Origin of the sequence: Bacillus sp. RC242, from assembly GCF_044908245.1 — a bacterium.
Taxonomy (GTDB): Bacteria; Bacillota; Bacilli; order Bacillales; family Bacillaceae_G; genus Bacillus_A; species Bacillus_A mycoides.
In genome coordinates this window covers 70,766-95,086 of record NZ_JBIYCZ010000008.1, presented here as the reverse complement: position 1 = coordinate 95,086, position 24,321 = coordinate 70,766, and the positions used below count along the sequence as shown (strand labels likewise).

The 24,321-nt window shown below is 35.6% G+C and carries 31 protein-coding genes and 1 pseudogene; 21 read left to right on the top strand and 11 right to left on the bottom strand.

The features are described 5' to 3' along the window. Positions 1-19: 19 nt before the first annotated feature. Positions 20-373 (top strand): DUF3139 domain-containing protein, encoded by a 354-nt coding sequence (locus tag ABH957_RS16695; RefSeq protein ID WP_002067555.1) that lies wholly within the window; start codon positions 20-22, stop codon positions 371-373. 37 nt (positions 374-410) lie between these two features. Here ABH957_RS16695 and ABH957_RS16690 read toward each other — a convergent pair whose 3' ends face one another. Together ABH957_RS16690 and ABH957_RS16685 are read right to left on the bottom strand one after the other, a co-directional pair. After that, positions 411-977, bottom strand: coding sequence for a DinB family protein (locus tag ABH957_RS16690; RefSeq protein WP_404443617.1), 567 nt, complete (start codon positions 975-977; stop codon positions 411-413). Positions 978-1,073: 96 nt separating this feature from the next. Then, the gene (locus ABH957_RS16685) at positions 1,074-1,253 is read right to left on the bottom strand and encodes a ProA domain protein (RefSeq protein WP_113935729.1); all 180 of its coding nucleotides are present in this window, start codon (positions 1,251-1,253) and stop codon (positions 1,074-1,076) included. Positions 1,254-1,348: 95 nt separating this feature from the next. Between ABH957_RS16685 and ABH957_RS16680 the strand changes: the two genes are divergently transcribed. Next, a complete protein-coding gene (locus ABH957_RS16680; protein ID WP_404443614.1) occupies positions 1,349-2,053 on the top strand; it encodes a hypothetical protein in 705 nt (234 codons plus the stop codon). Between the two features lie 41 nt (positions 2,054-2,094). Here ABH957_RS16680 and ABH957_RS16675 read toward each other — a convergent pair whose 3' ends face one another. Next, positions 2,095-2,553 (bottom strand): universal stress protein, encoded by a 459-nt coding sequence (locus ABH957_RS16675; RefSeq protein WP_002164984.1) that lies wholly within the window; start codon positions 2,551-2,553, stop codon positions 2,095-2,097. A 147-nt stretch (positions 2,554-2,700) separates the two neighbouring features. On the opposite strand from ABH957_RS16675, the gene ABH957_RS16670 reads away from it, so the two are divergent. Both ABH957_RS16670 and ald read left to right on the top strand, forming a co-directional pair. Beyond that, a complete protein-coding gene (locus tag ABH957_RS16670; RefSeq protein ID WP_002015530.1) occupies positions 2,701-3,492 on the top strand; it encodes an SDR family oxidoreductase in 792 nt (263 codons plus the stop codon). 213 nt (positions 3,493-3,705) lie between these two features. After that, complete coding sequence (ald, locus tag ABH957_RS16665; RefSeq protein WP_098635277.1) at positions 3,706-4,839, top strand: alanine dehydrogenase; 1,134 nt, start codon at positions 3,706-3,708, stop codon at positions 4,837-4,839. A gap of 51 nt (positions 4,840-4,890) precedes the next feature. Here the strand turns inward: ald and ABH957_RS16660 are convergent, their stop codons facing one another. Further along, entirely contained in the window at positions 4,891-5,316 is a 426-nt protein-coding gene (locus tag ABH957_RS16660) for a hypothetical protein (RefSeq protein ID WP_002138610.1), read from the bottom strand. Next, positions 5,313-5,576, bottom strand: a complete 264-nt coding sequence (locus ABH957_RS16655) for a helix-turn-helix transcriptional regulator (RefSeq protein WP_404454258.1) — start codon at positions 5,574-5,576, stop codon at positions 5,313-5,315. Before ABH957_RS16655 ends, ABH957_RS16660 begins: the two co-directional genes overlap by 4 nt. A 131-nt stretch (positions 5,577-5,707) precedes the next feature. Here ABH957_RS16655 and ABH957_RS16650 point away from each other — a divergent pair, with 131 nt between their 5' ends. The 7 genes and pseudogenes from ABH957_RS16650 to ABH957_RS16620 all read left to right on the top strand — a co-directional run bounded on the left by ABH957_RS16650 (position 5,708) and on the right by ABH957_RS16620 (position 8,850). Next, positions 5,708-6,130 (top strand): hypothetical protein, encoded by a 423-nt coding sequence (locus ABH957_RS16650; protein ID WP_107887375.1) that lies wholly within the window; start codon positions 5,708-5,710, stop codon positions 6,128-6,130. 44 nt (positions 6,131-6,174) lie between these two features. Next, positions 6,175-6,507, top strand: coding sequence for a cupin domain-containing protein (locus tag ABH957_RS16645; protein ID WP_404443606.1), 333 nt, complete (start codon positions 6,175-6,177; stop codon positions 6,505-6,507). Beyond that, complete coding sequence (locus ABH957_RS16640; RefSeq protein WP_404443603.1) at positions 6,504-7,298, top strand: GNAT family N-acetyltransferase; 795 nt, start codon at positions 6,504-6,506, stop codon at positions 7,296-7,298. The genes ABH957_RS16645 and ABH957_RS16640 overlap by 4 nt, the downstream gene beginning before the upstream one ends. A gap of 3 nt (positions 7,299-7,301) precedes the next feature. Continuing rightward, positions 7,302-7,646, top strand: coding sequence for a DUF6176 family protein (locus ABH957_RS16635; protein WP_404443600.1), 345 nt, complete (start codon positions 7,302-7,304; stop codon positions 7,644-7,646). A gap of 69 nt (positions 7,647-7,715) precedes the next feature. Beyond that, a complete protein-coding gene (locus ABH957_RS16630) occupies positions 7,716-8,171 on the top strand; it encodes a GNAT family N-acetyltransferase (protein WP_002088958.1) in 456 nt (151 codons plus the stop codon). 125 nt (positions 8,172-8,296) lie between these two features. After that, positions 8,297-8,580, top strand: a pseudogene (locus tag ABH957_RS16625) (anti sigma factor C-terminal domain-containing protein); the annotation flags it as partial. Between the two features lie 63 nt (positions 8,581-8,643). Next, positions 8,644-8,850, top strand: coding sequence for a hypothetical protein (locus ABH957_RS16620; protein ID WP_002129372.1), 207 nt, complete (start codon positions 8,644-8,646; stop codon positions 8,848-8,850). A 13-nt stretch (positions 8,851-8,863) separates the two neighbouring features. On the opposite strand, the gene ABH957_RS16615 is transcribed toward ABH957_RS16620, so the two are convergent. Further along, positions 8,864-9,694: a DUF2785 domain-containing protein gene (locus tag ABH957_RS16615; RefSeq protein WP_404443595.1), complete on the bottom strand. Its 831-nt coding sequence runs from the start codon at positions 9,692-9,694 to the stop codon at positions 8,864-8,866. A 93-nt stretch (positions 9,695-9,787) separates the two neighbouring features. Between ABH957_RS16615 and ABH957_RS16610 the strand changes: the two genes are divergently transcribed. Beyond that, positions 9,788-10,162: a hypothetical protein gene (locus ABH957_RS16610; protein ID WP_404443592.1), complete on the top strand. Its 375-nt coding sequence runs from the start codon at positions 9,788-9,790 to the stop codon at positions 10,160-10,162. A 31-nt stretch (positions 10,163-10,193) separates the two neighbouring features. Here ABH957_RS16610 and pepQ read toward each other — a convergent pair whose 3' ends face one another. Next, the gene (gene pepQ / locus ABH957_RS16605; RefSeq protein WP_404443589.1) at positions 10,194-11,291 is read right to left on the bottom strand and encodes a Xaa-Pro dipeptidase; all 1,098 of its coding nucleotides are present in this window, start codon (positions 11,289-11,291) and stop codon (positions 10,194-10,196) included. A 149-nt stretch (positions 11,292-11,440) separates the two neighbouring features. On the opposite strand from pepQ, the gene ABH957_RS16600 reads away from it, so the two are divergent. Next, positions 11,441-12,124 carry a metal-dependent hydrolase gene (locus ABH957_RS16600; protein WP_113935787.1) on the top strand — a complete coding sequence of 228 codons (684 nt, stop codon included), beginning with the start codon at positions 11,441-11,443 and terminating at the stop codon, positions 12,122-12,124. A 40-nt stretch (positions 12,125-12,164) separates the two neighbouring features. Here ABH957_RS16600 and ABH957_RS16595 read toward each other — a convergent pair whose 3' ends face one another. Further along, on the bottom strand, positions 12,165-12,326 hold the full coding sequence (locus ABH957_RS16595; RefSeq protein ID WP_404443586.1) for a hypothetical protein: 162 nt from the start codon (positions 12,324-12,326) through the stop codon (positions 12,165-12,167). A gap of 244 nt (positions 12,327-12,570) precedes the next feature. On the opposite strand from ABH957_RS16595, the gene ABH957_RS16590 reads away from it, so the two are divergent. Together ABH957_RS16590 and ABH957_RS16585 are read left to right on the top strand one after the other, a co-directional pair. Further along, positions 12,571-13,884, top strand: coding sequence for a CBS domain-containing protein (locus tag ABH957_RS16590; protein ID WP_002088951.1), 1,314 nt, complete (start codon positions 12,571-12,573; stop codon positions 13,882-13,884). Positions 13,885-14,097: 213 nt separating this feature from the next. Beyond that, the gene (locus ABH957_RS16585; RefSeq protein ID WP_002015513.1) at positions 14,098-14,361 is read left to right on the top strand and encodes a DUF3949 domain-containing protein; all 264 of its coding nucleotides are present in this window, start codon (positions 14,098-14,100) and stop codon (positions 14,359-14,361) included. 7 nt (positions 14,362-14,368) lie between these two features. Here ABH957_RS16585 and ABH957_RS16580 read toward each other — a convergent pair whose 3' ends face one another. Beyond that, a complete protein-coding gene (locus ABH957_RS16580; protein WP_002138595.1) occupies positions 14,369-14,674 on the bottom strand; it encodes a YtpI family protein in 306 nt (101 codons plus the stop codon). 316 nt (positions 14,675-14,990) lie between these two features. On the opposite strand from ABH957_RS16580, the gene ABH957_RS16575 reads away from it, so the two are divergent. After that, positions 14,991-15,923 (top strand): DHH family phosphoesterase, encoded by a 933-nt coding sequence (locus tag ABH957_RS16575; protein WP_404491719.1) that lies wholly within the window; start codon positions 14,991-14,993, stop codon positions 15,921-15,923. A 51-nt stretch (positions 15,924-15,974) separates the two neighbouring features. Here ABH957_RS16575 and ytrI read toward each other — a convergent pair whose 3' ends face one another. Together ytrI and ABH957_RS16565 are read right to left on the bottom strand one after the other, a co-directional pair. Continuing rightward, positions 15,975-16,478, bottom strand: coding sequence for a sporulation membrane protein YtrI (gene ytrI / locus ABH957_RS16570; RefSeq protein ID WP_002088948.1), 504 nt, complete (start codon positions 16,476-16,478; stop codon positions 15,975-15,977). Further along, complete coding sequence (locus tag ABH957_RS16565; RefSeq protein WP_002015507.1) at positions 16,475-16,888, bottom strand: YtrH family sporulation protein; 414 nt, start codon at positions 16,886-16,888, stop codon at positions 16,475-16,477. Before ABH957_RS16565 ends, ytrI begins: the two co-directional genes overlap by 4 nt. Positions 16,889-16,930: 42 nt before the next feature. Here ABH957_RS16565 and dnaE point away from each other — a divergent pair, with 42 nt between their 5' ends. From dnaE to accA, 5 genes are all read left to right on the top strand, one after another. Next, complete coding sequence (gene dnaE / locus ABH957_RS16560) at positions 16,931-20,263, top strand: DNA polymerase III subunit alpha (RefSeq protein WP_033707218.1); 3,333 nt, start codon at positions 16,931-16,933, stop codon at positions 20,261-20,263. Between the two features lie 133 nt (positions 20,264-20,396). Beyond that, on the top strand, positions 20,397-21,605 hold the full coding sequence (ystJ, locus tag ABH957_RS16555) for an NADP-dependent malic enzyme (protein ID WP_161793975.1): 1,209 nt from the start codon (positions 20,397-20,399) through the stop codon (positions 21,603-21,605). Positions 21,606-21,619: 14 nt separating this feature from the next. Beyond that, a complete protein-coding gene (locus ABH957_RS16550) occupies positions 21,620-22,264 on the top strand; it encodes a FadR/GntR family transcriptional regulator (protein WP_002129364.1) in 645 nt (214 codons plus the stop codon). Between the two features lie 185 nt (positions 22,265-22,449). Beyond that, entirely contained in the window at positions 22,450-23,319 is an 870-nt protein-coding gene (gene accD, locus ABH957_RS16545) for an acetyl-CoA carboxylase, carboxyltransferase subunit beta (protein ID WP_002015500.1), read from the top strand. Next, entirely contained in the window at positions 23,307-24,281 is a 975-nt protein-coding gene (gene accA / locus ABH957_RS16540; RefSeq protein WP_000818787.1) for an acetyl-CoA carboxylase carboxyl transferase subunit alpha, read from the top strand. Before accD ends, accA begins: the two co-directional genes overlap by 13 nt. Positions 24,282-24,321 lie beyond the last annotated feature (40 nt).

The following is a 24,321-nucleotide window of genomic DNA, read 5'->3' as shown; positions in this document are numbered from 1 at the left end:
CACAATTTAGGGGAAATTTATGAAAAAAATAGTATTTATCATTTTACTGTTAATTAGCTTAATTGCAAACGTGAAAGTATTTCTTTTGGACAAATATATGTTTGTTGGTGAACAAGAAAAGCGAGAAGAAGCGATTATCGCAACGATGTGGCACTTGCAAGAGAAAGGATATAAAGAAAGTGATATTTCATACATAAAACCGGCCTTTTATAGTAAAATCGGTTCTTACGGTATGAATGTACAGTTTAAAGATGAACCAAATGAATCGTATACATATAGAGTTTCGAAAGATGCTAAAACAAATAAAATAACTGTACACCAAGATAGCAATGAGCCAGGTGGTATGGGTGGGAAGCATCAAGAGCTTAAATAGATATAGGAGACTGCTGATAAGTAATATGAGCAGTCTTTTATATTTTTAGAAGGGAGTCGAGCATTTTATAGTTGTTCTTCATAATGCTAAAATGATGCTTCTCATGAATCGCTAATAGTTGGATAGATTGAATAAGGTTAGGATAGTGAGCAATTGGATCTAAAAATACGATATGTCCTGCAATATCTTCTTCTATATTTTGAACTAGTTTTTTTATTTCATCTGTTTCACGTGAAAGTAATTCTTCTAATTCGTTTACATTCATAGAGTAATAGACTTTTTTTGAAGGGATTAAAATCCAAGGAGCTTTCATTCCTTTTCCGTGTTTTTCTTTATATTCGGCATAAATGTCATGTATTTCAGTTGCAAATGGGATGTTTTTTCTTAGCTTGGCATAAGGGATAAGAGTGAAAGAGAATTTAATCGCTACTTTTAGCATCCTTGTGATTAAATATAAGTGATAAAAGTGTTCACCAATAGACCATTTTCCGTCCTCTTTCCTATACCATAGTTGTTCATATGAAAGTGAATAAAGCTTAGGAAGGAACTGGTTTCTTTGTACATGTAATGTGTGAAAATGTTTTGATATATTTTCAGATTGCATATTTTGATATCCCCCATGTTTTTTCCTAATTATAACATTTCCGTATGGATTTAATTAAGCCTAGAACAATATGCTCTAGGCTTAAATTTTCATCGATTAATCATACTTGTGTCGATCTTCCGTAATTCGAATGTATTCAATATCCATCAAATCTCGAAGCAATGCACCGTGGCTTAGTTCAACACCATGTTTTTCTTTAAAATGCTCGCGAATCGTATTTAACATTTCGAGTTCTGTATCATTCACATCTAAAATAATACGTTCATAATCATCCATGTAGCATCCTCCTTTTCTAAACACATATATTTTGTCCGTCTATTTCTAAAAAATGTATGTTAATGTAATGTTAGGAAATAAGAAAGGAATGGAAAATGAGACGTATTTATTTTGTAGGGTTAATTTTGTATACGCTAATTGTATTACACGCTGCATTCCCAAAAATATTTTCATTTGAGAATGTGGAAACAATACATATAGCAATATTTATCTTTACTTTATTTGTAGTAGATTGCTGTATTTCTGTATGGCTTTCTAGAAAAAAGAAAGTACAAGAAGTAAAAGATAAAAAAGAAATAGAACGGAAAAAGAGAAAACGTTCATTTTGGATGACAACGTATTGTTTTTCTTTAGTGATTGCTGCTGCATTTTTTAGTGAGCATATTCCACTAGAAAGATTGGATATTGAATTTTGGGCAATTGTATTTGCATGTTATTTTTTTATGCATTTTCTTCCTTATATGAAAGAAAGGCGAGGAGTAGAGGAAGATCCGATTGAAGAAGAAGTGAGAGAACAAGAGAGTAAGAGAATAGAAGAAGACATAAAGAAACTTGGCGAACAAAAGTGGTATTTAAAATCAAAAATTATATATGTTCTTTGCTTCATTACGCCGCCAATCGGTTATGTGTATGTTTTCTTACTTCGTAAAAAAATGACAGAAGATGCAAAGCAAACGTACTTAACTGTTGCGACGATAATGATGGCGCTATGGTCTTTGAAATTCCTTCCGCCGTATGTGTTGGCAGGTACCGTTGTTGTTGTAGCTTGTCTTGTATTTATAGTGAAGTTTGTGAAATGAAAAACACCAAGTCCATATGGACTTGGTGTTTTAATTATAAATTAAAGATCACCTTGCTCCTCATCACCACGAACAACAAGGACATCGCATTTCGCATAGCGAATAATATGTTCAGAGACGCTACCAATTAGGAAACGTTCTACAGCATTTAAACCAGTTGCACCACACATAATTAAATCCACTTTATTGTTTGGAGCGATTTCTTTTGAAATTTTAGATTTAGGATTACCAAATTCTAATACAGTTTCTACTTTTTCAAGACCAGCTTCAAGCGCAGTTTTTTTGTAGTCTTCTAATAAGTCTTCTGCAAATAGATTTGCACGTTCAGCAATTGCGCGGCTATAAGCCTCTACTGCTGAGTATGCTTTTACATCAACGATATGAGCAATTGTTAATGTTGCGTTGTTTCGTTTTGCAACTTGAATTGCTTTTTTAAAGGCTTTTTCTGCTTCTTTAGAACCGTCCACCGCAATTAAAATATTTGTATATGTATTATTCATAGTAAATTCCTCCCAATCATTTTTATTACCGTTTACAACTTTATTATAAAACAAATTTTGGTAATGTGCTTGTCGGAAACGTTACAGAATTTTGAAAACTTTTCCTTAATTCATTTTAGTTGTAATTGAAGCGAGAACTTGTTACATATGGAGTATAGCAATTTAAAAGGAGGCATGTTTGTGAGACACGCGCTCATTACAGCCGGTACGAAAGGTTTAGGAAAGCAAGTAACAGAAAAGTTATTGGATAAAGGATATTCAGTAACAGTAACATATCATAGCGATACAAGTGCTATGGAAACAATGAAAGAAACATATAAAAATATGGAAGAACGTCTACAGTTCGTGCAAGCTGATGTCACGAAAAAGGAAGATTTACATAAAATAGTAGAAGAAGCGATGAGTCGTTTTGGCAAAATTGACTTCTTAATTAATAATGCTGGTCCTTACGTATTTGAAAGGAAAAAATTAGTCGATTACGAAGAAGACGAATGGAATGAAATGATCCAGGGTAATTTAACAGCGGTGTTTCATTTATTAAAACTTGTCGTACCGATTATGAGAAACCAGCAATTTGGCCGTATTATTAACTATGGATTTCAAGGGGCAGATAGCGCGCCTGGATGGATTTATCGTTCAGCCTTTGCAGCTGCGAAAGTCGGACTTGTTTCTTTAACGAAAACAGTCGCATACGAAGAAGCTGAATACGGTATTACTGCGAATATGGTATGTCCTGGTGATATAATTGGTGAAATGAAAGAGGCAACGATTGAAGAAGCACGAAATCTGAAAGGTAGTAACACACCAATTGGTAGATCTGGAACAGGGGAAGATATCGCAAGAACCATTTCGTTTTTATGTGAGGACGATTCTGATATGATTACTGGCACGATTATTGAAGTAACAGGCGCTGTTGATGTTATTCATAGACATCGATAGAATTAAATAAAGTGAAGTTTCGAATAATTGGACAGTTTATCCTTTATACTGAGAGGTACGGATAATACTGTCCTTTCATGTAAGATTAAATCTATCGGAAAACTCGTATTATTTTTTGTCAAATATTGAGATATTATGTTAGAATATAAGAGCATAGAAAGCGCTTTAAAAAATGATTCAGGGGTCATTTCATAACTCAAGGGGGAACTAATAATGCGTATCGGTATTCCAACAGAAATTAAAAACAATGAAAACCGCGTGGCAATGACGCCAGCGGGAGCTGTACATTTAGTACAAAATGGTCATGAAGTTTTTGTTCAAAAAGGATCAGGTGTAGGATCAGGCTTTACAGATGAAGAATACGTGCAAGCTGGTGCGAAACTTGTTGAAACTGCTGAAGAAGCATGGAATCAAGATATGGTTATGAAGGTAAAAGAGCCAGTTGAAAGTGAATACGGTTATTTCCGCGAAGGTTTAATTTTATTCACATACTTACACTTAGCTCCAGAGCCAGAATTAACGAAAGCATTAATTGATAACAAAGTGGTATCAATTGCATACGAAACAGTACAATTAGACAATCGTTCTTTACCATTACTTGCACCTATGAGTGAAGTAGCTGGTCGTATGTCTGCGCAAATCGGTGCACAGTTCCTTGAGAAAAACAAAGGCGGTAAAGGTATTTTACTTGCAGGCGTTCCAGGGGTGAAACGCGGCAAAGTAACAATTATCGGCGGTGGTCAAGCTGGTACAAACGCAGCGAAGATTGCAGTAGGTTTAGGTGCAGATGTAACAATCATCGACTTAAGTGCAGAACGTCTTCGTCAATTAGATGACATTTTCGGAAACCAAGTAAAAACTTTAATGTCTAACCCGTATAACATTGCAGAAGCTGTAAGAGAATCTGATCTTGTAATCGGTGCAGTATTAATCCCAGGTGCAAAAGCGCCAAAACTTGTAACAGAAGAAATGATTCAATCGATGGAACCAGGTTCTGTCGTTGTAGATATCGCGATTGACCAAGGTGGTATTTTCGAAACAACTGACCGTATTACAACTCACGACAACCCAACTTACGAAAAATATGGTGTTGTTCATTATGCAGTTGCAAATATGCCAGGTGCGGTTCCACGTACATCAACTCTTGCATTAACAAACGTAACAGTACCATATGCAGTACAAATTGCTAACAAAGGCTACAAAGAAGCTTGCCTAGGCAACACTGCATTATTAAAAGGTATTAACACATTAGATGGCTACGTAACATTCGAAGCAGTTGCAGAAGCGCACAGCTTACAATACGCTGATGCAAAAGAGCTTCTTGAAAAAGCTCCTGCTTTATCATAATAGAAATAAAATAAAGACCTTTCCTTTGTAGGAAGGGTCTTTTTGTTTAAACTAATTATCTAATTTCTTCACAATTTTCAAGCCGAACATCATTGTGAAGAAAAGAATGCCGAACAAGTAATACAAGGCATACTCAACTCGTATCATCGAATTTTTGTCAGTGATATATAAAATAAATAGTATTGCAGAACCGATTAAATGAGAGAGACCGAAAATTTGTGCCATAAGTTTTAAACTCATCTTCTCGATTCTTTCATCCATTTCAGGTAATGGATATTTCTCGGAATCGTTCTTTTTTTTCTTAAAGAATATTCGTTTCACTACGAATAGTATTAAGGCTAAGAGTATGTATACGCCAGCGAATAGAAGGACAGAACTAATCTTTTCTTCATCATTATTATCGAAATAAAGAAAAGTTGAGCCTAACAATAAAATGGTAAGATGCGAAATGAACTCTTGATTAAAAGTATTTTTCATTCTTTTTCCTCCCCAGTTTTATCTAATTGAAATAAATCCTCCACTTTACAGCCGAAAAACTCACATAATTTCAATGCTAATTCTAAACTTGGGTTGTATTTATTCTTCTCGATAGCGATGAGGGATTGTCTAGTGATTTGAACAGAGGAAGCTAATTGCTCTTGGGTGATGTCTCTAACGACGCGGAATTGTTTTACTTTATTTTGTATCAAATATACAAAGTCTCCTTTTTGTAAATTTGTTACAGTTATTATATCCATTTTTAGGTAATAAGTAAATAAAACTTTACAAAAAGTAAACAAAACTTTACGTGAAATATGGCTTGTTGAGATGTATATTTTTATGATAATTTGGAATTAAATGAAAAATGAAAGTCGATAGAGGAGATTCAATGGGGAGCAAAAAGAGTAAGAAAAAGCAAGCTAAAAGACAAAAGTATATAAAGAAAAAACAGGAACAGAACATACCTCTTTCAAAAAAAGTAGTCATTATGATAGAAAAAACATTTCGGTATATTTGTATGTTCTTGTATGTGATTTTTTGCGTGTTTTTATGTGGGATGGTTAAAAATTTTGGTATAACCCCTAATGTTATTGAAGGTATTTTTGGCGTTACACTTGTTATGGTAGAAGGATTCTTATTCTTTATATTATTTGATAAAGTGTGGCCTAGTCATGAAAGTAAAAAAGATAGAAAAAGAAGAAAAAAATCTTCATCCGATTCAAGCTCATCAAGCGGATTTGGTGATTACAGTAGCAACGATTGTAGCAGTTCAAGTGATGGTGGAGGAGATTGCGGAGGTGGTGGAGACTAAATTAGTTTTTCAGAAGAACGACTAATGAAAGGGTGGGACGAAAGATGGAAACTGTGAATTTATTAGAATTAACAAAGGACATTCAAGAACAACATAAAAACTTTGTCGTTTCAAATGTAAATAGTCATTGCTTACGAATTGCTGTATTTACTGGTGAATATGATTGGCACTACCATTCTAATTCGGATGAATTATTCATTGTGTTAGAGGGAGAATTACTTATCGATTTTCAAGATAGAGAGACAGCAGTTTTAAAGCCGAATGATTCTATTTTAATTCCAGCAGGTACAATTCATAGGACGAGAGCATTGGAGAGAACGGTAAATCTTTGTTTTGAACATGTAGAGGCGGATACAGTAATTGTGGAGGGCGTATGAGAAGGTTACAGATTGAAGAATACGATAAAGTAATTCCTCTTTTAGAAGGGAACCACCGAACAACAACTTTTGCGTATGCAGTTTGTAATCAAAACATAAATGGTGAGATTTTGATAAATGAGAAGTTAACAGCAGGACTAATCGTCACCACTAATGGTATTTATTATTTGTTTGGTGACACTCGAGACCAAAGTTATAACGAAGATTTATTTTCGTATATAAAAACAGCCATTGAAAAAACAGAGAAACGATTTACACTGTTCACTTCGAGTGAAGAGTGGGAAATGATGATTGAAGAGTGCTTTAGTAATGCATTTCGGAAAATCCCACGAATGACATTTCAATTTCAAAGAGAAGTTTTTGAAGATAGAAAAATAGAATTAAACAAAAATACATATGAAATTAAGCGTATTGATAAAAGTGATATAGAACGAAGCAATGAATTTACAGAGGACTATTACAAAGAGTATTGGGGATCAAAAGAAGCATTTTTAAATGGTGGCTTTGGATTTTGTATAGAACAAGATGGGATGATTGTAGCTGAATGCGTCTCAATATTTAACGGGAATAGATTTGCTGAAATTGATATTGCAACACATGAAGCGCATCAAGGAAAAGGATTAGCTCAAGCTGTCGCAACACGTTTCATTGAACAGTGTATACAAAATCATATTACACCATGCTGGGATTGTAATGTAGATAACATTCCCTCGCAAAAATTAGCTAGTAAATTAAGCTTCCATAATCCAGTAGAATATGTTTTGTTTGTCCGCAAGAAAATGGGGGAATAAAAGATGAATGTAGAATTAACAAGATTCAAAGTTAAGCCAGGTAAAAGGCATCTTGTAGATGAATGGATGCAGCTTCTTAATGAAAATATGAAAGAAGTGCTTTTGACATTAAACGACGAAAAGATGTATGTAGAGACAATTTTTCGGGAAATAAGAGATGGAGAAGAGTACTTATATTGGTATTCTGTGCAAGGAGAAGGCGGTACTCATGTCGAAAATTCTCATCATGAAATTGATAAAAAGCATTTAGAGTTTTGGTATGAATGTATTGATGAAGAAGCACCGTCTGTCGATCTGAAGACGGAAGTCGTTATGATTCAAGATGTTGTGAAAGAAGCGATGAAATAATAGAGTAGTATTTTGTAAAGATAAACCATCCTCTTTTTTGGTGAAATATATTATTGGAGATGCTGTAAGATGCGAATTAGTCATAAATATATCACTCTCGATGAAATAGAGATAATCAGAGACTCATTAGATAAATTGCATGAATATCATAACAGTAAATCAAAATATTTTTCTGGTGATTATCCAAGAATGACATTTGAGGAACGTATTGAAGATTATAAAAAAAATTCAAAGTACGGAGAATATAGAATTGAACTATTGATTGAGTCAGAAACAGATAATATATTAGGCTTTTGTATAGCGTATAGTAAAAGCGTAAGTGGGAAGATTGAAGTTTTATTTGTTGATGAAAAATATCGAAGAAACGGATTCGGTTTGAAATTAATGAATAGTGCAGTGGAATGGTTTAAAGAAAAGCAAGTAGATGACATTGAATTAATAGTAGTGTACGGAAATGAAGCTGTATCGTTTTATCAAAAGCTGGGATTTTATCCACGTTCAATTATTATGACAACTAAATCATAAAGATATTATGAGAATATATCTTTTAAATGAGTGGAAGTTTTTATTTCGAAAAAATTGATTTGTATGTTGAAAAATTAAAATATATGTGAGAAGCACATTAAAATAGATGTGCTTTTTATTATGAAAATTTTTTTAGATTTGAAGGGAGTTATGCAAAAGTAACATAAGGTGTGAAAAATGATGTAACAATAAACTCAAAAGAGTTTCTGTACCAAATAAAGTCTTTAGCAAAAAAAATAGTGAAGGTATACCAAGTGATTATTTTGAACAATATTATAAAGAAATAAAAAACATCAAACCAAAAGACCTACCAATATATGGTGTAGTTGTAACAGGGAAAACAGAGGATTTACAAGGAGCACCATATATTAAGGCGGCTGTAAGAGGCGTAACAGTTGAGAAATATTGATTACAATTAATTAATGTGAATAATCAGAAAATTTATGTTATAATATGGGAAAAGGAGGCTTATATGAGGCAAATACATGGAGCAATTTATATTTACATAACAATGTTTTTCGTAGGAGCATCTTATGGATTAGGGCATGTGTATTCGCATCCTATATTAACTTTTTTAAGCGGAGCATGTATGGTGTTTGCGTTTCTTGTCCACCTTTTCTCAGTTTGGATCGTGAAATTTCAAATAAATATTAGTGAGATAGAAGAAGGCACTTTTTGAGTGGCCTTCTTTTTTAGTAATAATATTTATGAAGTTCTTGTAGTAATTTTTCAACTTCACGTTCAGTTTTTTTACATATAGACATTGTACGTAATTTGAAAAATAAGCTGCGCAAGAAAGATTTTATATTTCCGTATAGAAATTCATACGAGTCAATATGTAGTGTCGGTTTTTGAACTTGTAATTGAGCTACTAGATCACGAAGGGCTAATATGAGTATTTCTTCCTCCAAGCCATTTTGCAGCATTACGACAATCGGATAAACGAGACGCTCATCTTCTTCATATTTGTAATAAATGGAATGGACACAAACTTTGTTTAATAAAGTTTGTAGTATTTCTTCGTAATGTGAAGTTTCCAGTTTAGGATTATTAACAAGTGCCTCAAATGTATCGGAAGCATGAGCGATACTATGTGCCCAGCCTTGGTCTTGTACATACCCACGGAAATCCTGTTCTTTGTTCATATATAGAATTAATTTATCTTTTACATTTAAAATATCAGCCTGTGATAAGAAATTATGATTTGTATCAGCATCAATAATGAGTGCGATTAATAATGTTGTAAATGCACGGGTAAATACAGCATCGTCTTTATCCGAATGAATCTTATAAAATAAATATTTTTCACTGATGCTTTCTGATAATAGTTTCTGTAAGTGGGTGTGTGAAATATAGTCCTTCTTGATTAGATGATAAAAAGTAGAGTAAATGAGTTTGTCCCTTAAATAGCTATCAGTAACACCGATATGTTGAAGCATACTTGAACTTAAAGAATCAATATTGAGTGCACCATTGATTACGTAATTATTATCACGAATTTCTTCTAACTGTTGTTGTAACATGTAAACCTCCTATTTTAGAAAATTCTGTATATTAATAGTATAATGAGAGGAAGAAATAGACAAGAAATAAGTGCTTTTGGATGGGGGGACATTATGAAGAGAGCATTATTCTTTTTTATTAGTATTTTCTTTTTTGGAAGTTGTTCGATTTCGTATGTTACTTTTTCTAGCGAGAGCAAAAGTTGGACGGGGCAATATAAAGGTCATATTAAGGATGACAGTGAAGATGGAATGTTTACGTTTCAGTATAAGGGCGGAGATGGGAATACAGAATTTAAAAATTTAGAGATTGCTATTAATGAAGCGTTTAGTACAATGACAAAAACGTCAGAAAGTCATAAAGGGGCAAGGATTGAAATGAAATCATCTTGTGTAAGTTGTGCGCCTTTATCTAAAGGTGAACCGATAGAGGTTGTGATTAAATGGGATGATAAGTATGAAGAGAAGATGGTTTTAAAGCGGAAATAATAAAAAGGTAGCGATCACGCTACCTTTTTTATTATTTCACAAATTGTAATTCTTTCGGGAATTTCGTTAAGATTTCTGATCCGTCTTTTGTGATGTAAATATCATCTTCAATACGAACGCCGCCTACGTTTGGTACGTAAATACCTGGCTCGATTGTGAAGACCATACCTTCTTTTAATAGAGACTCATTGCCTTCTTTTACATCTGGATATTCGTGTACGCTAATTCCAAGTCCGTGACCAAGTCGGTGTGGGAAGAAGTCTCCATAACCTGCATCTGCGATAACAGAGCGAGCGGCGTTGTCAATTGTACCAAATGTAACGCCTGGTTTACATGCTTCAACTGCTTGTAGTTGTCCAGCAAGTACAGTGTTGTAAATGCGAGTTTGTTCTTCAGAAATATCACCAAATGCTACTGTACGCGTAATGTCAGAGCAATAACCTTCAATGATTACACCTAAATCAAATAGTACGAAATCGCCGCGTTTCATTTTGTTTGCACCTGGAATACCGTGTGGAAGAGCAGAGTTTGCACCTGCTAATACCATCGTATCGAATGACATTTTATGGATGCCTTTTGTTTTTAATTCATGCTCAATAATTGCTAATACTTCTAGCTCACTACGATTTTCTTTAATTGCATTTACACCAACTTCAACAGCATAATCTGCCATTTTAGCCGCTTCACGCAAAATAGAAAGTTCTTTTTCGTCTTTAATTAAGCGAAGTTCGCGAACTTTCTCTTCAGCTGATTTGAAAGCTGCATTTGGGAATAACTTTGTTAATTCTTCGTAACGTTCTACGTTTAAATGTTCTTTTTCAATTGCAACTGCATTTGCATCAATACCACGATCTTTAATTGCTTTTGCAATCATATCCCATGGTCTGTCCGTATCAGTAAATCCGATAATCTCATGTGCCCAGCCAGCGTTACGCGCTTGGCCTTCTTCCATTTTAGGACAAATTAAAATAGGCTCTTTTTCTTGGAATACGAACATACCAAGTAGTCTTTCATGTGGTTCACAGTGGAAGTTTGTCATGTAGAAAACGTTCGGTGTAGAAGTTAAGAACGCAGCTTCTACGTTTTTTTCTTTTAGCCATTGCATTAAATTTTCTAATCTAGCATTCATCGATTGGCACCCCCGAGATATTTAATTACAAATATAACTTTACATCGGAGGAAAGCGTTATGACAAGTAAATCGATGTTAGAAAAGACAGGGAATTGAGAAATCATGTAGAATAAAAAGTGAGAATGTGAATAGGGGAGGAATGTAATGATGAAAGTATCGTATCACGGGCATTCAGTTGTAAAGATTGAAACGAATGGAAAAGTTATTTTAATTGACCCATTTTTAACGGGAAATCCGAAAACAGATTTAAAGGCTGAAGATGTAAAAGTTGATGCGATTATTTTATCGCACGGACACGGTGATCATGTTGGGGATACAGTAGCGTTAGCAAAGAACAATAATGCGGTCGTTGTGGCACCGTTTGAATTAGCGACATTTTTAGGATGGCAAGGTGTAAATACACATCCAATGCATATTGGTGGTTCACATGAATTTGACTTTGGAAAGGTGAAATTTACTCAAGCATTCCACGGCTCTAGTTATATTGATGAAGAAAATAAGACGATTACTTATACAGGTATGCCAGCTGGTATTTTGTTTACAGCAGAGGAGAAAACGGTATATCATGCAGGAGATACTGCTTTATTCTCTGATATGAAGTTAATTGGGGAACTGAATAATATTGATTTAGCATTTTTACCAATTGGCGATAATTTCACAATGGGGCCAGAAGATGCTGTGTTAGCAGCAAAATGGATAGAGGCGAAAACAGTTGTACCGATGCATTACAATACGTTCCCAGTTATTGAACAAGATCCATATCAATTTGTAGAAAAGCTACAAAATTGTACAGGGAAAGTATTAGAAGCTGGAGAAAGTATTACACTATAAAAAAGAAACCCTTCATTTGAAATGACAAGTGAAGGGTTTTTTATGTGTATAGTACAGTTTTTAAAGTTTGTATTTGTTTAGCTGATTCTTCTCGTTTTGTACGTGGCTGTTCGGGTGTTTCATTCAACTCCATTGCAACTTTTTTTCCATCTACGAAAGCTAAAAATACAGCACCTACAACCTCTAAAAATTTTTTCATCATGTATTCGCTCCTTTGTTTCATTTCTTGTCTTAATTGTATATGGAATCGGGTGGACAAACTATCGAACGAGATGACAACAGCATTACATTGTTGTAATAGAATGACTGGTGGAATGTAAGGGGTATTTTGTTATAAAAAAAATGGTACAGGTATATAAAGAGAGAGTGTAACAGTTTTGAAAATATAGTATACTGAAAATACAACACATGAAGAATTTAGGGAAAAGAAAGTATGGTGAAACCATTTGGCTACCAAACATAATCAAATTTTAGAACATATTAATAGCCTGCCGGTAGGGCATAAAATTTCTGTGAGGCAAATTGCGAAAGATTTGAGTGTAAGTGAAGGGACAGCTTACCGTGCAATTAAAGACGCAGAAAATAAAGGGTATGTTAGTACAATTGAACGTGTCGGAACAATTCGAATTGAACAAAAGAAGAAAGAGAATATCGAAAAACTGACATATGCAGAAGTCGTTAACATTGTCGATGGTCAAGTACTTGGAGGCAGAGAAGGACTACATAAAACATTAAATAAATTCGTAATCGGGGCTATGAAATTAGAAGCGATGATGCGCTATACAGAAGCAGGGAATTTACTTATCATCGGTAACCGTACGAACGCACATCAATTAGCACTAGAAGCAGGGGCAGCAGTGTTAATTACGGGCGGATTTGATACGGAAGATCATGTGAAGAAATTAGCAGACGAATTAAAACTTCCAATTATTTCAAGTAGTTATGATACATTTACGGTCGCAACGTTAATTAACCGTGCAATTTATGATCAACTTATCAAGAAAGAAATTGTACTCGTTGAAGATATTTTAACGCCAATTGAAGAAACGTTATATTTAAAGCCAAATGATACAGTACAGCAATGGCATGCGTATAATGAAGAAACGATGCATGGACGTTATCCAATTGTTGATGAAAATAAAAAGGTGTTAGGTATTGTAACTTCAAAAGATATGATTGGTGTCGTGAAAGAAACACCAATTGATAAAGTGATGACAAAGCATCCAATTACGGTAAATGGAAAAATGTCTGTCGCAGCTGCAGCACGTATGATGGTGTGGGAAGGTATTGAGTTACTTCCTGTTGTGGAAGAAGGGAATAAATTGCAAGGGATCATTAGTCGCCAAGATGTACTTCAGGCGTTGCAAATGATTCAACGTCAACCGCAAGTTGGGGAAACAATTGATGACATTGTAACGAACCAATTTATGACGCCGAAAGAAGCGAAAAATGAGCATTTGTATCAATTTTCAGTGACGCCACAAATGACGAATTCAATCGGGACGTTATCTTACGGTGTATTCACAACAATTGTGACAGAAGCAACAAACCGTGTCATTCGTGCGCAGAAGAAGAGCGATTTAATTGTTGAAAACTTAACCATTTATTTCGTAAAGCCAGTTCAAATTGATAATGTTGTATCAGTTCATCCGAAAGTATTAGAAATTGGGCGTAAATTTGGTAAGATTGATGTAGAAGTGCATCATGAAGGTAATGTTGTCGGGAAAGCATTACTTATGGTGCAATTGATCGATAAATAAAAAGATGGAACAAATCGCTTTGGTTTGTTCCATCTTTTTTGTTTTATTGGGTTTGGAAGCTGTTGCTAAAGATGTGGAAGAGTTTTAGCGGGAAATATATATATAAGGAGAGATGATTTTATAATTAGAAAAAACAGAATATTAATCCGTTTAGAGTGTATACTATGATATAATTAGATTGTAAGATAATGGATGTCGGAAGGGGGATGCAATATGTCATCAGAATTACTCTTTTTTGGTGGTATCGCACTCTTTTATTTCCTTGTGATGATACCAATTCAATACTTATACTTACAAGGATTAAATGAAAAAAAGAAACGAACAGGATTATCTCAGCAAGAACTATACAAACAGATGTCTTTTGAAGAAGAACAATTACATTTTCACGTGCAAGGTAATCCCTTTAATATACCATCTGCGTTTGTTGCATATATGATTTTGAAAGTGAAGGGACGTAAAAAAGCATCACAATGTTGATGCTTTTTTACGTTGTTTTATAAGATTCGGCTTCCTTGACTGCTAATGGTAGAAAATGTTTATATTGGCGGAATCCATTAAATGTACTCGCGCTGCCAAGTAAAATAAACAAAACACCAACGATAATGCGTGCAGTTGAAAGTTCTAAAAAGAATTGGTTTATCCCAAAGAAGAGGACGAATAAGCCGAGTGCCATAGCGGATTTTCCAGAGAGCCAACCTTTCTCCATTGGACGGTTTGTACGAAAGAACTTTGTTTTGTAGAAGAGGTACAACACAAATGAGATGATAATACAAAAGACGAATATTGGCATAATACACGCTCCCATCGATTGGTATAAAAATAACAATTTAGAAAAAAAGAAAAATCTAAACTTTCTAATTTTTATTATAAAGCAATTGTTCGCATGTATGAAATGTTTTCCGTTATAATGGGGGATAAAGTAAAACTTTAATTAGTGTGGGGAGATCCCAAGTACTAATTATTAGCCCTCACCAATCGGGCTTTTACGTGCATTCAGGCTCCAAATTAATTTTGCCCCATTGTTTTTAATACTTTTGAGGTGGGAGTCTTACTACACGTTAATGCGGGATAAAATGAAGAAGTTGAATAAAAAGGAGATTATACATATGCATGAGCAAATTTTAGGAGCAATTAAAGAGTTTGATACAATTATTATTCATCGTCATGTACGTCCGGATCCGGATGCGTTAGGTTCTCAGTGCGGACTTGGTACAATTCTGCAAGAATCGTTTCCAGAGAAAAATATTTATATGGTTGGGTACAACGAGCCTTCTTTAGCATTTTTACGAGTAATGGATGATATTGAAGATAGTGTATATGAAGATGCACTTGTTTTCGTTTGTGATACAGCAAATCAAGAGCGTGTTTGTGATCAGCGTTATGCAAAAGGAAAGATGTTAATTAAAATTGATCATCATCCGAATGAAGACCCGTACGGAGATATTACATGGGTGGATACGACAGCAAGTTCTACAAGTGAAATGATTTATGAATTTTACAGTTATGGAAAAGATAAAGGATTAACGATTTCAAAGGAAGCAGCTCGCCTTATTTTAGCGGGTATTGTTGGAGATACAGGTCGTTTCTTATTCCCAAATACAACAGCGAAAACACTTCGTTACGTAAGTGAACTCGTTGACATGGATGTAAAATTCACAGATTTATACAATGAAATGTATAAAACGAAAGAAAAAATTGCTCGTTTAAACGGTTATATTTTACAAAACTTTACAATGGTAGAAGAAGGTGCAGCGTACATTAAATTAACGAAAGAGGTACTAGAAGAGTTTGATGTACTTTCTACTGAAGCATCTGGTGTTGTCGGGGCACTTGGTAATATTGATGGATTAAAGGCGTGGGTTCTATTTTTAGAGGAAGATGATGTTATTCGTGTTCGTCTTCGTTCAAAAGGACCAGTTATTAATAAGTTAGCAATGCAATATAATGGCGGAGGACATCCGATGGCTTCTGGTGCAAAAGCATCTTCTTGGGAAGAAGCAGATCGCCTGTTTGCTGATTTACGTGAGCTGTGTAGATAAAAATTGTATGTTGAACGAAAGAGAAGGAGAGGCACTGAAGCCCTCCTTTTTTTATTTTTCTTTCTCTATATCAATACTAATTTCAAGTACGGTATCAAAAGAGACTGTGTCTACTTTAAAGCGGTATATACGATCGTAATGTTTGTACGTTTTATTTTCGATGACTTTTTTGAGCAGGTCTTTATTTTTTGCGATGCTTTGAATGTTTTTCGTTAAAAGATGCTGGAGATCATTATGGATAGAAGTGGTCATGTTTTCAAGTGTAAGATTGTCTAAATCATATTTTTTTCGATTTATAATTTTTATTTTGATTTCTTGAATTGTTAAGAGCCGTTTATTTTCTGTGTTCAATTTCTCTTGGTCTTCGAGAAGGACGTGGAGTTTTGCTTCTTGTTTTTCGATAATTTCTTTTTGTTCTGCTATTTTACTAGTTTGTTCTTCTTGAAAAACACCGTATATGTACAAAAAAACAAACCAGCTCAAAACTCCTCCAACAGCAGCGCCAGCTAAAACTAAATACCACCTTTTGGCTGTATTGGCACTGGGTACTCTCATACATGTTCCTGTGTAAGCCATTTAATAATAATAAGACCAGTTTGCATACCGCCAGTTGCAAAAAAAATAAGGAGAATTTGTTTTACGATATCTTTCATATCTCCGCCAAAGAAGCTTCTTTCAAAGCTATAAAAGGTATCGAACGTTCCGCCAATTGCTGCAACGAGTGCCCAAATCCTTAAATTTTGGGCGAATTGATTAATATAAGTTAGAGTTGGTTTTCCGATGAGAAATGCACCAAATCCGCCTATTAATGAACCACCAAGTATAACTCCAAAGGCAATAAAATAACTAATAATAAGCAGAGAGAAAAAAGTATGTTCTCTTACATCCATCGTCATTCCCCTTTCTTCTTCATATATATGGACAAAGTATGAGAAGTATGTTTTGATTTCCGCTTTCCTCATCACCTATAATAAAAGTAGTCACATAGGTAAAGAGAGGGTACAACAGTGAAGTTTGTGCATTTACAATGTCAAACCGTTTTTAGTTTATTAAAAAGTGCTTGTAAAATTGATGAGCTTGTCATTCGGGCGAAAGAGCTTGGATTTTCATCGCTGGCCATTACAGATGAAAATGTTATGTATGGAGTTATTCCGTTTTATAAAGCATGCAAGAAAAATGGTATACAGCCTATTATCGGCTTAACAGCTTCTATTTTTAGTGAAGAAGAAGAAAGGTCTTATCCACTTGTCTTACTTGCTGAGAATGAAATAGGCTATCAAAATTTATTAAAGATCTCTAGCAGCATTATGACGAAGTCAAAAGAAGGTATCCCGAAGAAGTGGCTTGCTCATTATGCGAAAGGGTTAATTGCAATTTCACCAGGGAAAGACGGAGAGATTGAACAGCTATTATTAGAAGACAAAGAGAGTCAGGCTGAAGAAGTAGCTCATACGTATCAAAATATGTTCAGCAATTTTTATATAAGTTTGCAGCATCATGCAATTCAAGATGAACTGCTTTTACAAGAAAAACTGCCTGAATTTATTAATAAGGTAAACGTTCCAGTCGTTGCAACAAATGATGTTCGCTATATTAATCAAAGTGACGCACTTGTTCATGAATGTTTATTATCTGTTGAAGGCGGAACGAAAATGACTGATCCAGATAGACCGAGAATGAAAACGGATCAGTATTATTTAAAGTCATCGGATGAAATGGGAGCACTATTTTCTCATGCTGAGGAAGCGGTTCAAAATACAATAACAATCGCGGAACGTTGCCAAGTAGAAATTCCTTTCCATGTAAATCAATTACCGAAATTTCCTGTTCCATCTAACGAGACGAATGATACGTATTTGCGCCGTGTTTGTGAAGAAGGCTTGCAGAAACGCTATGGTACGCCGAAAGAAGCGCATATAGGACGTTTGGATCATGAATTAAATGTTATTTCTCGTATGGGATTTAGCGATTATTTCCTCATCGTATGGGACTTTATGAAATATGCACATGAAAATCATATTTTAACTGGGCCAGGCCGTGGATCGGCAGCTGGTTCACTCGTTTCTTACGTATTGGAAATTACAGATATTGATCCGATTGAATATGAATTATTATTTGAAAGGTTTTTAAACCCTGAACGTGTGACACTTCCAGATATTGATATTGATTTTCCAGATATAAGACGTGATGAGATGATTCGATATGTGAAAGATAAATATGGTCAGCTTCGTGTTGCTCAAATTGTAACGTTCGGAACTCTTGCAGCGAAAGCCGCAATTAGAGACATTGCTCGTGTAATGGGGCTCCTGCCAAGAGATATTGACATATTTTCAAAACTTATCCCATCAAAGCTTGGTATAACGTTAAGAGATGCATATGAGGAATCGCAATCGCTCCGTGAGTTTATACAAGGGAATCTGTTACATGAGCGTGTGTTTGAAATTGCAAAACGTGTAGAGGGATTACCGCGTCATACGTCTATTCATGCAGCTGGCGTTATTATGAGCCAAGAACCGTTAACGGGAAGTGTAGCGATTCAAGAAGGGCATAACGATGTTTATGTTACGCAATATCCAGCTGATGCATTAGAAGAACTTGGATTGCTCAAGATGGACTTTTTAGGCTTACGTAATTTAACGTTACTTGAAAATATTATAAAATTTATTGTTGAAAAAACTGGGAAACAAATTGATATAAGAAATTTACCTCTGCAAGATGAAAAGACGTTTCAATTGTTAGGAAGAGGGGATACAACAGGTGTATTCCAGCTTGAATCAGGTGGTATGCGAAATGTACTTCGTGGGTTAAAACCGAATGAATTTGAAGACATAGTCGCTGTTAACTCGTTATACAGACCAGGACCGATGGAACAAATTCCAACCTTTATTGAATCGAAGCATGGGAAAAGACGAATTGAATATTTACATCCGGATTTAAAGCCGATTTTAGAAAGAACATACGGCGTAATTGTATACCAAGAACAAATTATGCAAATCGCATCGAAGTTAGCTGGATTTTCGCTTGGAGAAGCAGATTTGCTGCGCCGTGCAGTGAGTAAAAAAAATCGTGATATTTTAGATCAAGAACGTAAGCATTTTGTTCAAGGTTGTTTGGAAAACGGATACGATGAGACATCTTCAGAACAAATTTATGATTTAATTGTAAGATTTGCGAATTACGGTTTTAACCGAAGTCACGCTGTAGCTTACAGTATGATCGGATATCAGCTTGCATATTTAAAAGCAAATTATACGCTGGAATTTATGACTGCGTTATTATCAAGTGCAATTGGAAATGAAGATAAGATTGTGCAGTATGTACGAGAAACGAAGCGGAAAGGTTTTCACGTTTTACCGCCGTCTCTTCAGAGAAGTGGTTACAACTTCCAAATAGAAGGAAATGCGATTCGATATAGTTTACTTTCGATTCGGAATATCGGAATGGCTACCGTGACGGCATTACTCGAAGAACGAGAGGAAAAAATGTTCGAAGATTTATTTGAGTTTTGTCTTCGTATGCCATCAAAATTTGTAACAGAGCGAAATTTAGAAGCGTTTGTCTGGTCTGGTTGTTTTGACGGTTTTGGTGTTTCGAGGACGACGTTATGGAGAAGTCTTAAAGGAGCGTTGGAGTATGCAAATCTTGCACGTGATTTTGATTTAGGGGATGCTGTTCCGAAATCAAAATACGTACAAGGAGAAGAGCTATCCTTTATTGAACAGTTAAATAAAGAGAAGGAAGCACTCGGTTTTTATTTATCTAGTTATCCGACAGCGCAGTATGCGGAACTAGGAAAAGAATTAGAAATTCCATCTCTTGCTCAGGCGATGCGACATAAGAAAAAAGTACAAAGAGCGATCGTATATATAACAAGTGTGAAAGTTATTCGTACGAAAAAGTTGCAAAAGATGGCGTTTATTACATTCTGTGATCAAAATGATGAAATGGAAGCCGTTATTTTTCCAGAAACGTATATACATTTTTCGGACAGGTTACAAGAAGGTGCAATCGTTTTAGTTGATGGTACGATCGAGCAAAGAAATCATAAGTTGCAATGGATCGTGAATGGACTATATCCGCTAGAAGAAATGGATGTTTATGAAGGAATGAAAGAAGCATCTGTTTACGTGAAATTGCCGTCTCAATATGAAAAAAAGCTTGTAAATCAAGTTACAAAAATATTGTTTGATTATTCAGGTTTTACGAAAGTACTAATTTATTATGAAAAGGAACATAAAATGGTACAATTATCTCGAAGTTTATCGATTCATCCAAGTGAAGAATGTCTAGGAGCACTTCGTGAAATTGTCGGTGACGAAAATGTCGTTGTGAAAATATAATGGACAATTTCCCTACACTTCGATTATTATAGTAGTAGTGTTCGTGGTCAGACCACTTGGAGAAATTGATATCAGCAAGCATAATTTGAGGAGAGTGGATAGTTTGTCAACACTTCGTGAAGAAGCACTTCACATGCATAAAGTGCATCAAGGAAAATTAGAAACTGTATCAAAAGTAAAAGTAGAAAATGCAAAAGATTTAAGTCTTGCATATTCTCCAGGGGTTGCAGAGCCTTGTAAAGAAATTTATGACGATAAAAGTAAGGTATATGAATATACAATGAAGGGAAATATGGTAGCAGTTGTGACAGATGGAACGGCTGTACTTGGTCTTGGTAACATTGGACCTGAAGCATCTCTTCCAGTAATGGAAGGTAAAGCTGTATTATTCAAGAGCTTTGCTGGTGTAGATGCATTCCCGATTGCCTTAAATACAAACGATGTAGATAAAATTGTTGAAACTGTAAAATTAATGGAGCCAACTTTTGGCGGTGTAAACTTAGAAGATATCGCAGCGCCAAACTGCTTCGTTATTGAAGAACGTTTGAAAAAAGAGACAAACATTCCAATATTCCATGATGATCAACACGGAACAGCTATCGTAACAGTAGCAGGCCTTGTGAACGCGCTGAAGTTAGTTGGAAAGAAAATGTCTGACATTAAAGTTGTCGCAAATGGTGCAGGTGCAGCAGGTATTGCAATCATTAAACTTTTATATCGCTATGGTGTACGTGACGTTATTATGTGTGACCGTAAAGGTGCAATCTATGAAGGTCGTCCTGTCGGTATGAATCCGGTGAAAGATGAAGTTGCAAAATATACAAATAAGAGTCGTATAGAAGGTTCTTTAGCTGACGTTTTACAAGGTGCGGACGTATTCATTGGTGTATCTGCAGCAGGTGCATTAACTGAAGAGATGGTTCGTACAATGAATGACGATGCAATTATTTTTGCAATGGCGAATCCGGTTCCAGAAATTATGCCAGAATTGGCAAAAGCAGCGGGCGCAGCTGTTGTTGGAACAGGTCGTTCTGACTTCCCGAACCAAGTAAATAATGTACTAGCGTTCCCAGGGATTTTCCGCGGTGCACTTGATGTACATGCGACACAAATTAATGAAGAAATGAAGATGGCAGCTGTACAGGCCATTGCAGAGCTTGTATCAGAGGATGAGTTGAATGCAGATCATATCATTCCAGCACCATTTGACGCGCGTGTAGCGCCTCAAGTAGCGGCTTACGTTGCGAAAGCAGCAATGGAGACAGGAGTAGCTCGCCGTCAAGTAGATCCAAATGAAGTCGCTGAGAAAACAAAACAATTAGCGCTGATTGGTAAAGAATAAGCGAGGAATTTCCATTGACATCATCAAATACAAAAGTATATCTCGAAATTGTAAAAAAAATCCGTTCCATTATGGAAGAGGATTGTTTAGTAGCAGGGGATCGTTTGCCATCTGAGCGTGAGTTAAGTTCACGCTTAAATGTTGGACGTTCCTCTGTAAGAGAAGCATTACGTGCGTTAGAACTGGTAGGATTAATTGAAACGAGACGTGGTGAGGGAACGTTTATTCGAAACTTTTACGATAACGGTCTTGTACAATTAATTGCTCCGTTCTTGCTGCAAGATGAGAAAACAATTCGTGATTTATTACAAACAAAACGATTGCTTGAGAAAGATATGATTCGACTTGTATGTAATTTACCGAAAGAAACGTTTTCTGAAGTACTAAGTAAATTACACCAAGTGCTTGAAGAAAATGAAAGCTCAATTCCGGTGCTTCATCAAACGTTCTTTAAAACACTTATTGAACAATTCAATAATTATTTACTCTATCGCATTTGGATGATCGTAAATGATTACGTTGCAACTCTTTCTTGTGAAGTTTCAGGAGATTCTATCGAAATGTATAGAAAGCTTTATGCTACTTTGGAAGTGAAACAAGAAAATGATGCATTAAAAATTTACGATGAATTAGTAGAGAATATACAGTTTCACTCGTAATGTATAAAATTTGTCGAAATGACCATGACACGTTATGACAAACATTCTACCGCATAGCGGTTAAAGTTAAACGTAAAGAGAGAGGTTATTAGACAGATTGAGAAGATAAGGCTAACATCAAACATTGGTGTTAGCCCCATTTTCTTCTTACGCTAACCTTAGCTCTCAATGAAGGGGGTCAAATTGTGCTAAGAGATTTATTCGTGAAAAAGAAAAAGTACGCTGCAATACCTTCAGAACAAGTACGAAAAGATGTACCAGATGGCGTTATGACAAAATGTCCGAAATGTAAAAAAATCATGTATACGAAAGAGCTTCTTAAAAATTTAAAAGTATGCGTGAATTGTGGATATCATCATCCGATGAATGCATGGGAACGCCTTGATAGTATATTGGACGAAGGTTCATTTCGTGAGTATGACAAAGAGATGGTTTCACTAAATCCACTTGAGTTTCCGGGATATGAAGAGAAACTAGAAAACGATCGTAAGAAGACTAAATTGAATGAAGCGGTTGTAACTGGTGAAGGAACAATTGATGACATGCTTGTTGTTGTTGCAGTAATGGATTCTCGTTTTCGAATGGGCAGCATGGGCTCTGTTGTAGGAGAGAAAATTGCCCGTGCGGTTGAAAAGGCATACGACTTACAAGTTCCATTTATTATCTTTACTGCTTCGGGTGGTGCTCGTATGCAAGAAGGGATATTAAGTTTAATGCAAATGGCAAAAACAAGCGTAGCTTTGAAAAAGCATAGTAATGCAGGAGGGTTATTTATTTCTGTTATGACTCACCCAACGACGGGCGGGGTTTCAGCGAGTTTCGCTTCACTTGGTGATTACAATCTTGCAGAGCCAGGTGCACTTATCGGATTTGCTGGTAGACGCGTAATTGAACAAACAGTGCGTGAGAAACTACCGGAAGATTTCCAAACGGCAGAATTTTTACTAGAGCACGGTCAATTAGATGCGGTGGTGCATCGTGATGATATGAGAGAATCACTCCGTAAGATTTTAGAAGTTCATCAAGGGGGGGAAATGGCTGTATGGCAGAGCTAGAATTTGAGAAACCAGTTGTTGAGCTAAGAAATAAGATTCGTGAACTGAAAGACTATACGAAAAACAGCCAGATGGACTTCAGTGAGGAGATTCGTATTTTGGAAGACAAGCTAGAAAAACTAGAGGAAGATATATACGGCAATATGAAAGTATGGGACCGTGTTCAAATTGCTCGTCATGCAGAACGACCGACAACGCTCGATTATATTGAGCACTTATTTACTAATTTTTTTGAATGTCATGGAGATCGCCTATTTGGCGACGATGCAGCGATTGTCGGCGGCATTGCGAAATATAAGGGGATGCCCGTAACTGTAATTGGGCACCAACGCGGAAAAGATACGAAAGAAAATATTCGTCGTAATTTTGGGATGCCTCATCCAGAAGGATATCGAAAAGCACTGCGTCTAATGAAACAAGCGGAAAAGTTTAATCGTCCCATTATTTGTTTCATCGATACGAAGGGAGCTTATCCTGGTAAAGCAGCTGAAGAACGTGGACAAAGTGAGGCAATTGCCCGTAATTTATTTGAAATGGCGGGTTTAACTGTACCTGTTATTTGTATCGTTATCGGTGAAGGTGGTAGCGGTGGTGCGTTAGGTCTTGGAGTAGGAGATTACATTCATATGCTGGAAAATTCCACTTATTCTGTTATTACACCAGAGGGTGCGGCGGCGATTCTTTGGAAAGATGCTGGTAAAGCAAAAGAAGCTGCAGAAGCGATGAAAATTACAGCATTAGATTTGAAAGAATTAGGTGTAATTGACGAAATTATTCCAGAGGCAAAAGGCGGAGCACATCGTAATGTTTTGAAACAATCAGAAAATATAGATTTAATGCTTAAGAAAACTTTTGAACAATTAAGCGGAATTTCGAAAGATGAATTAATCGAAAAACGTTATGAAAAATATATGAAAATTGGGCAAGTTTCGTTTTCAAACGCTTCCATTGGGATAAAATAAGAAAAGCGTGCGTTCCTCTTCGCGAATGCACGTTTTTATT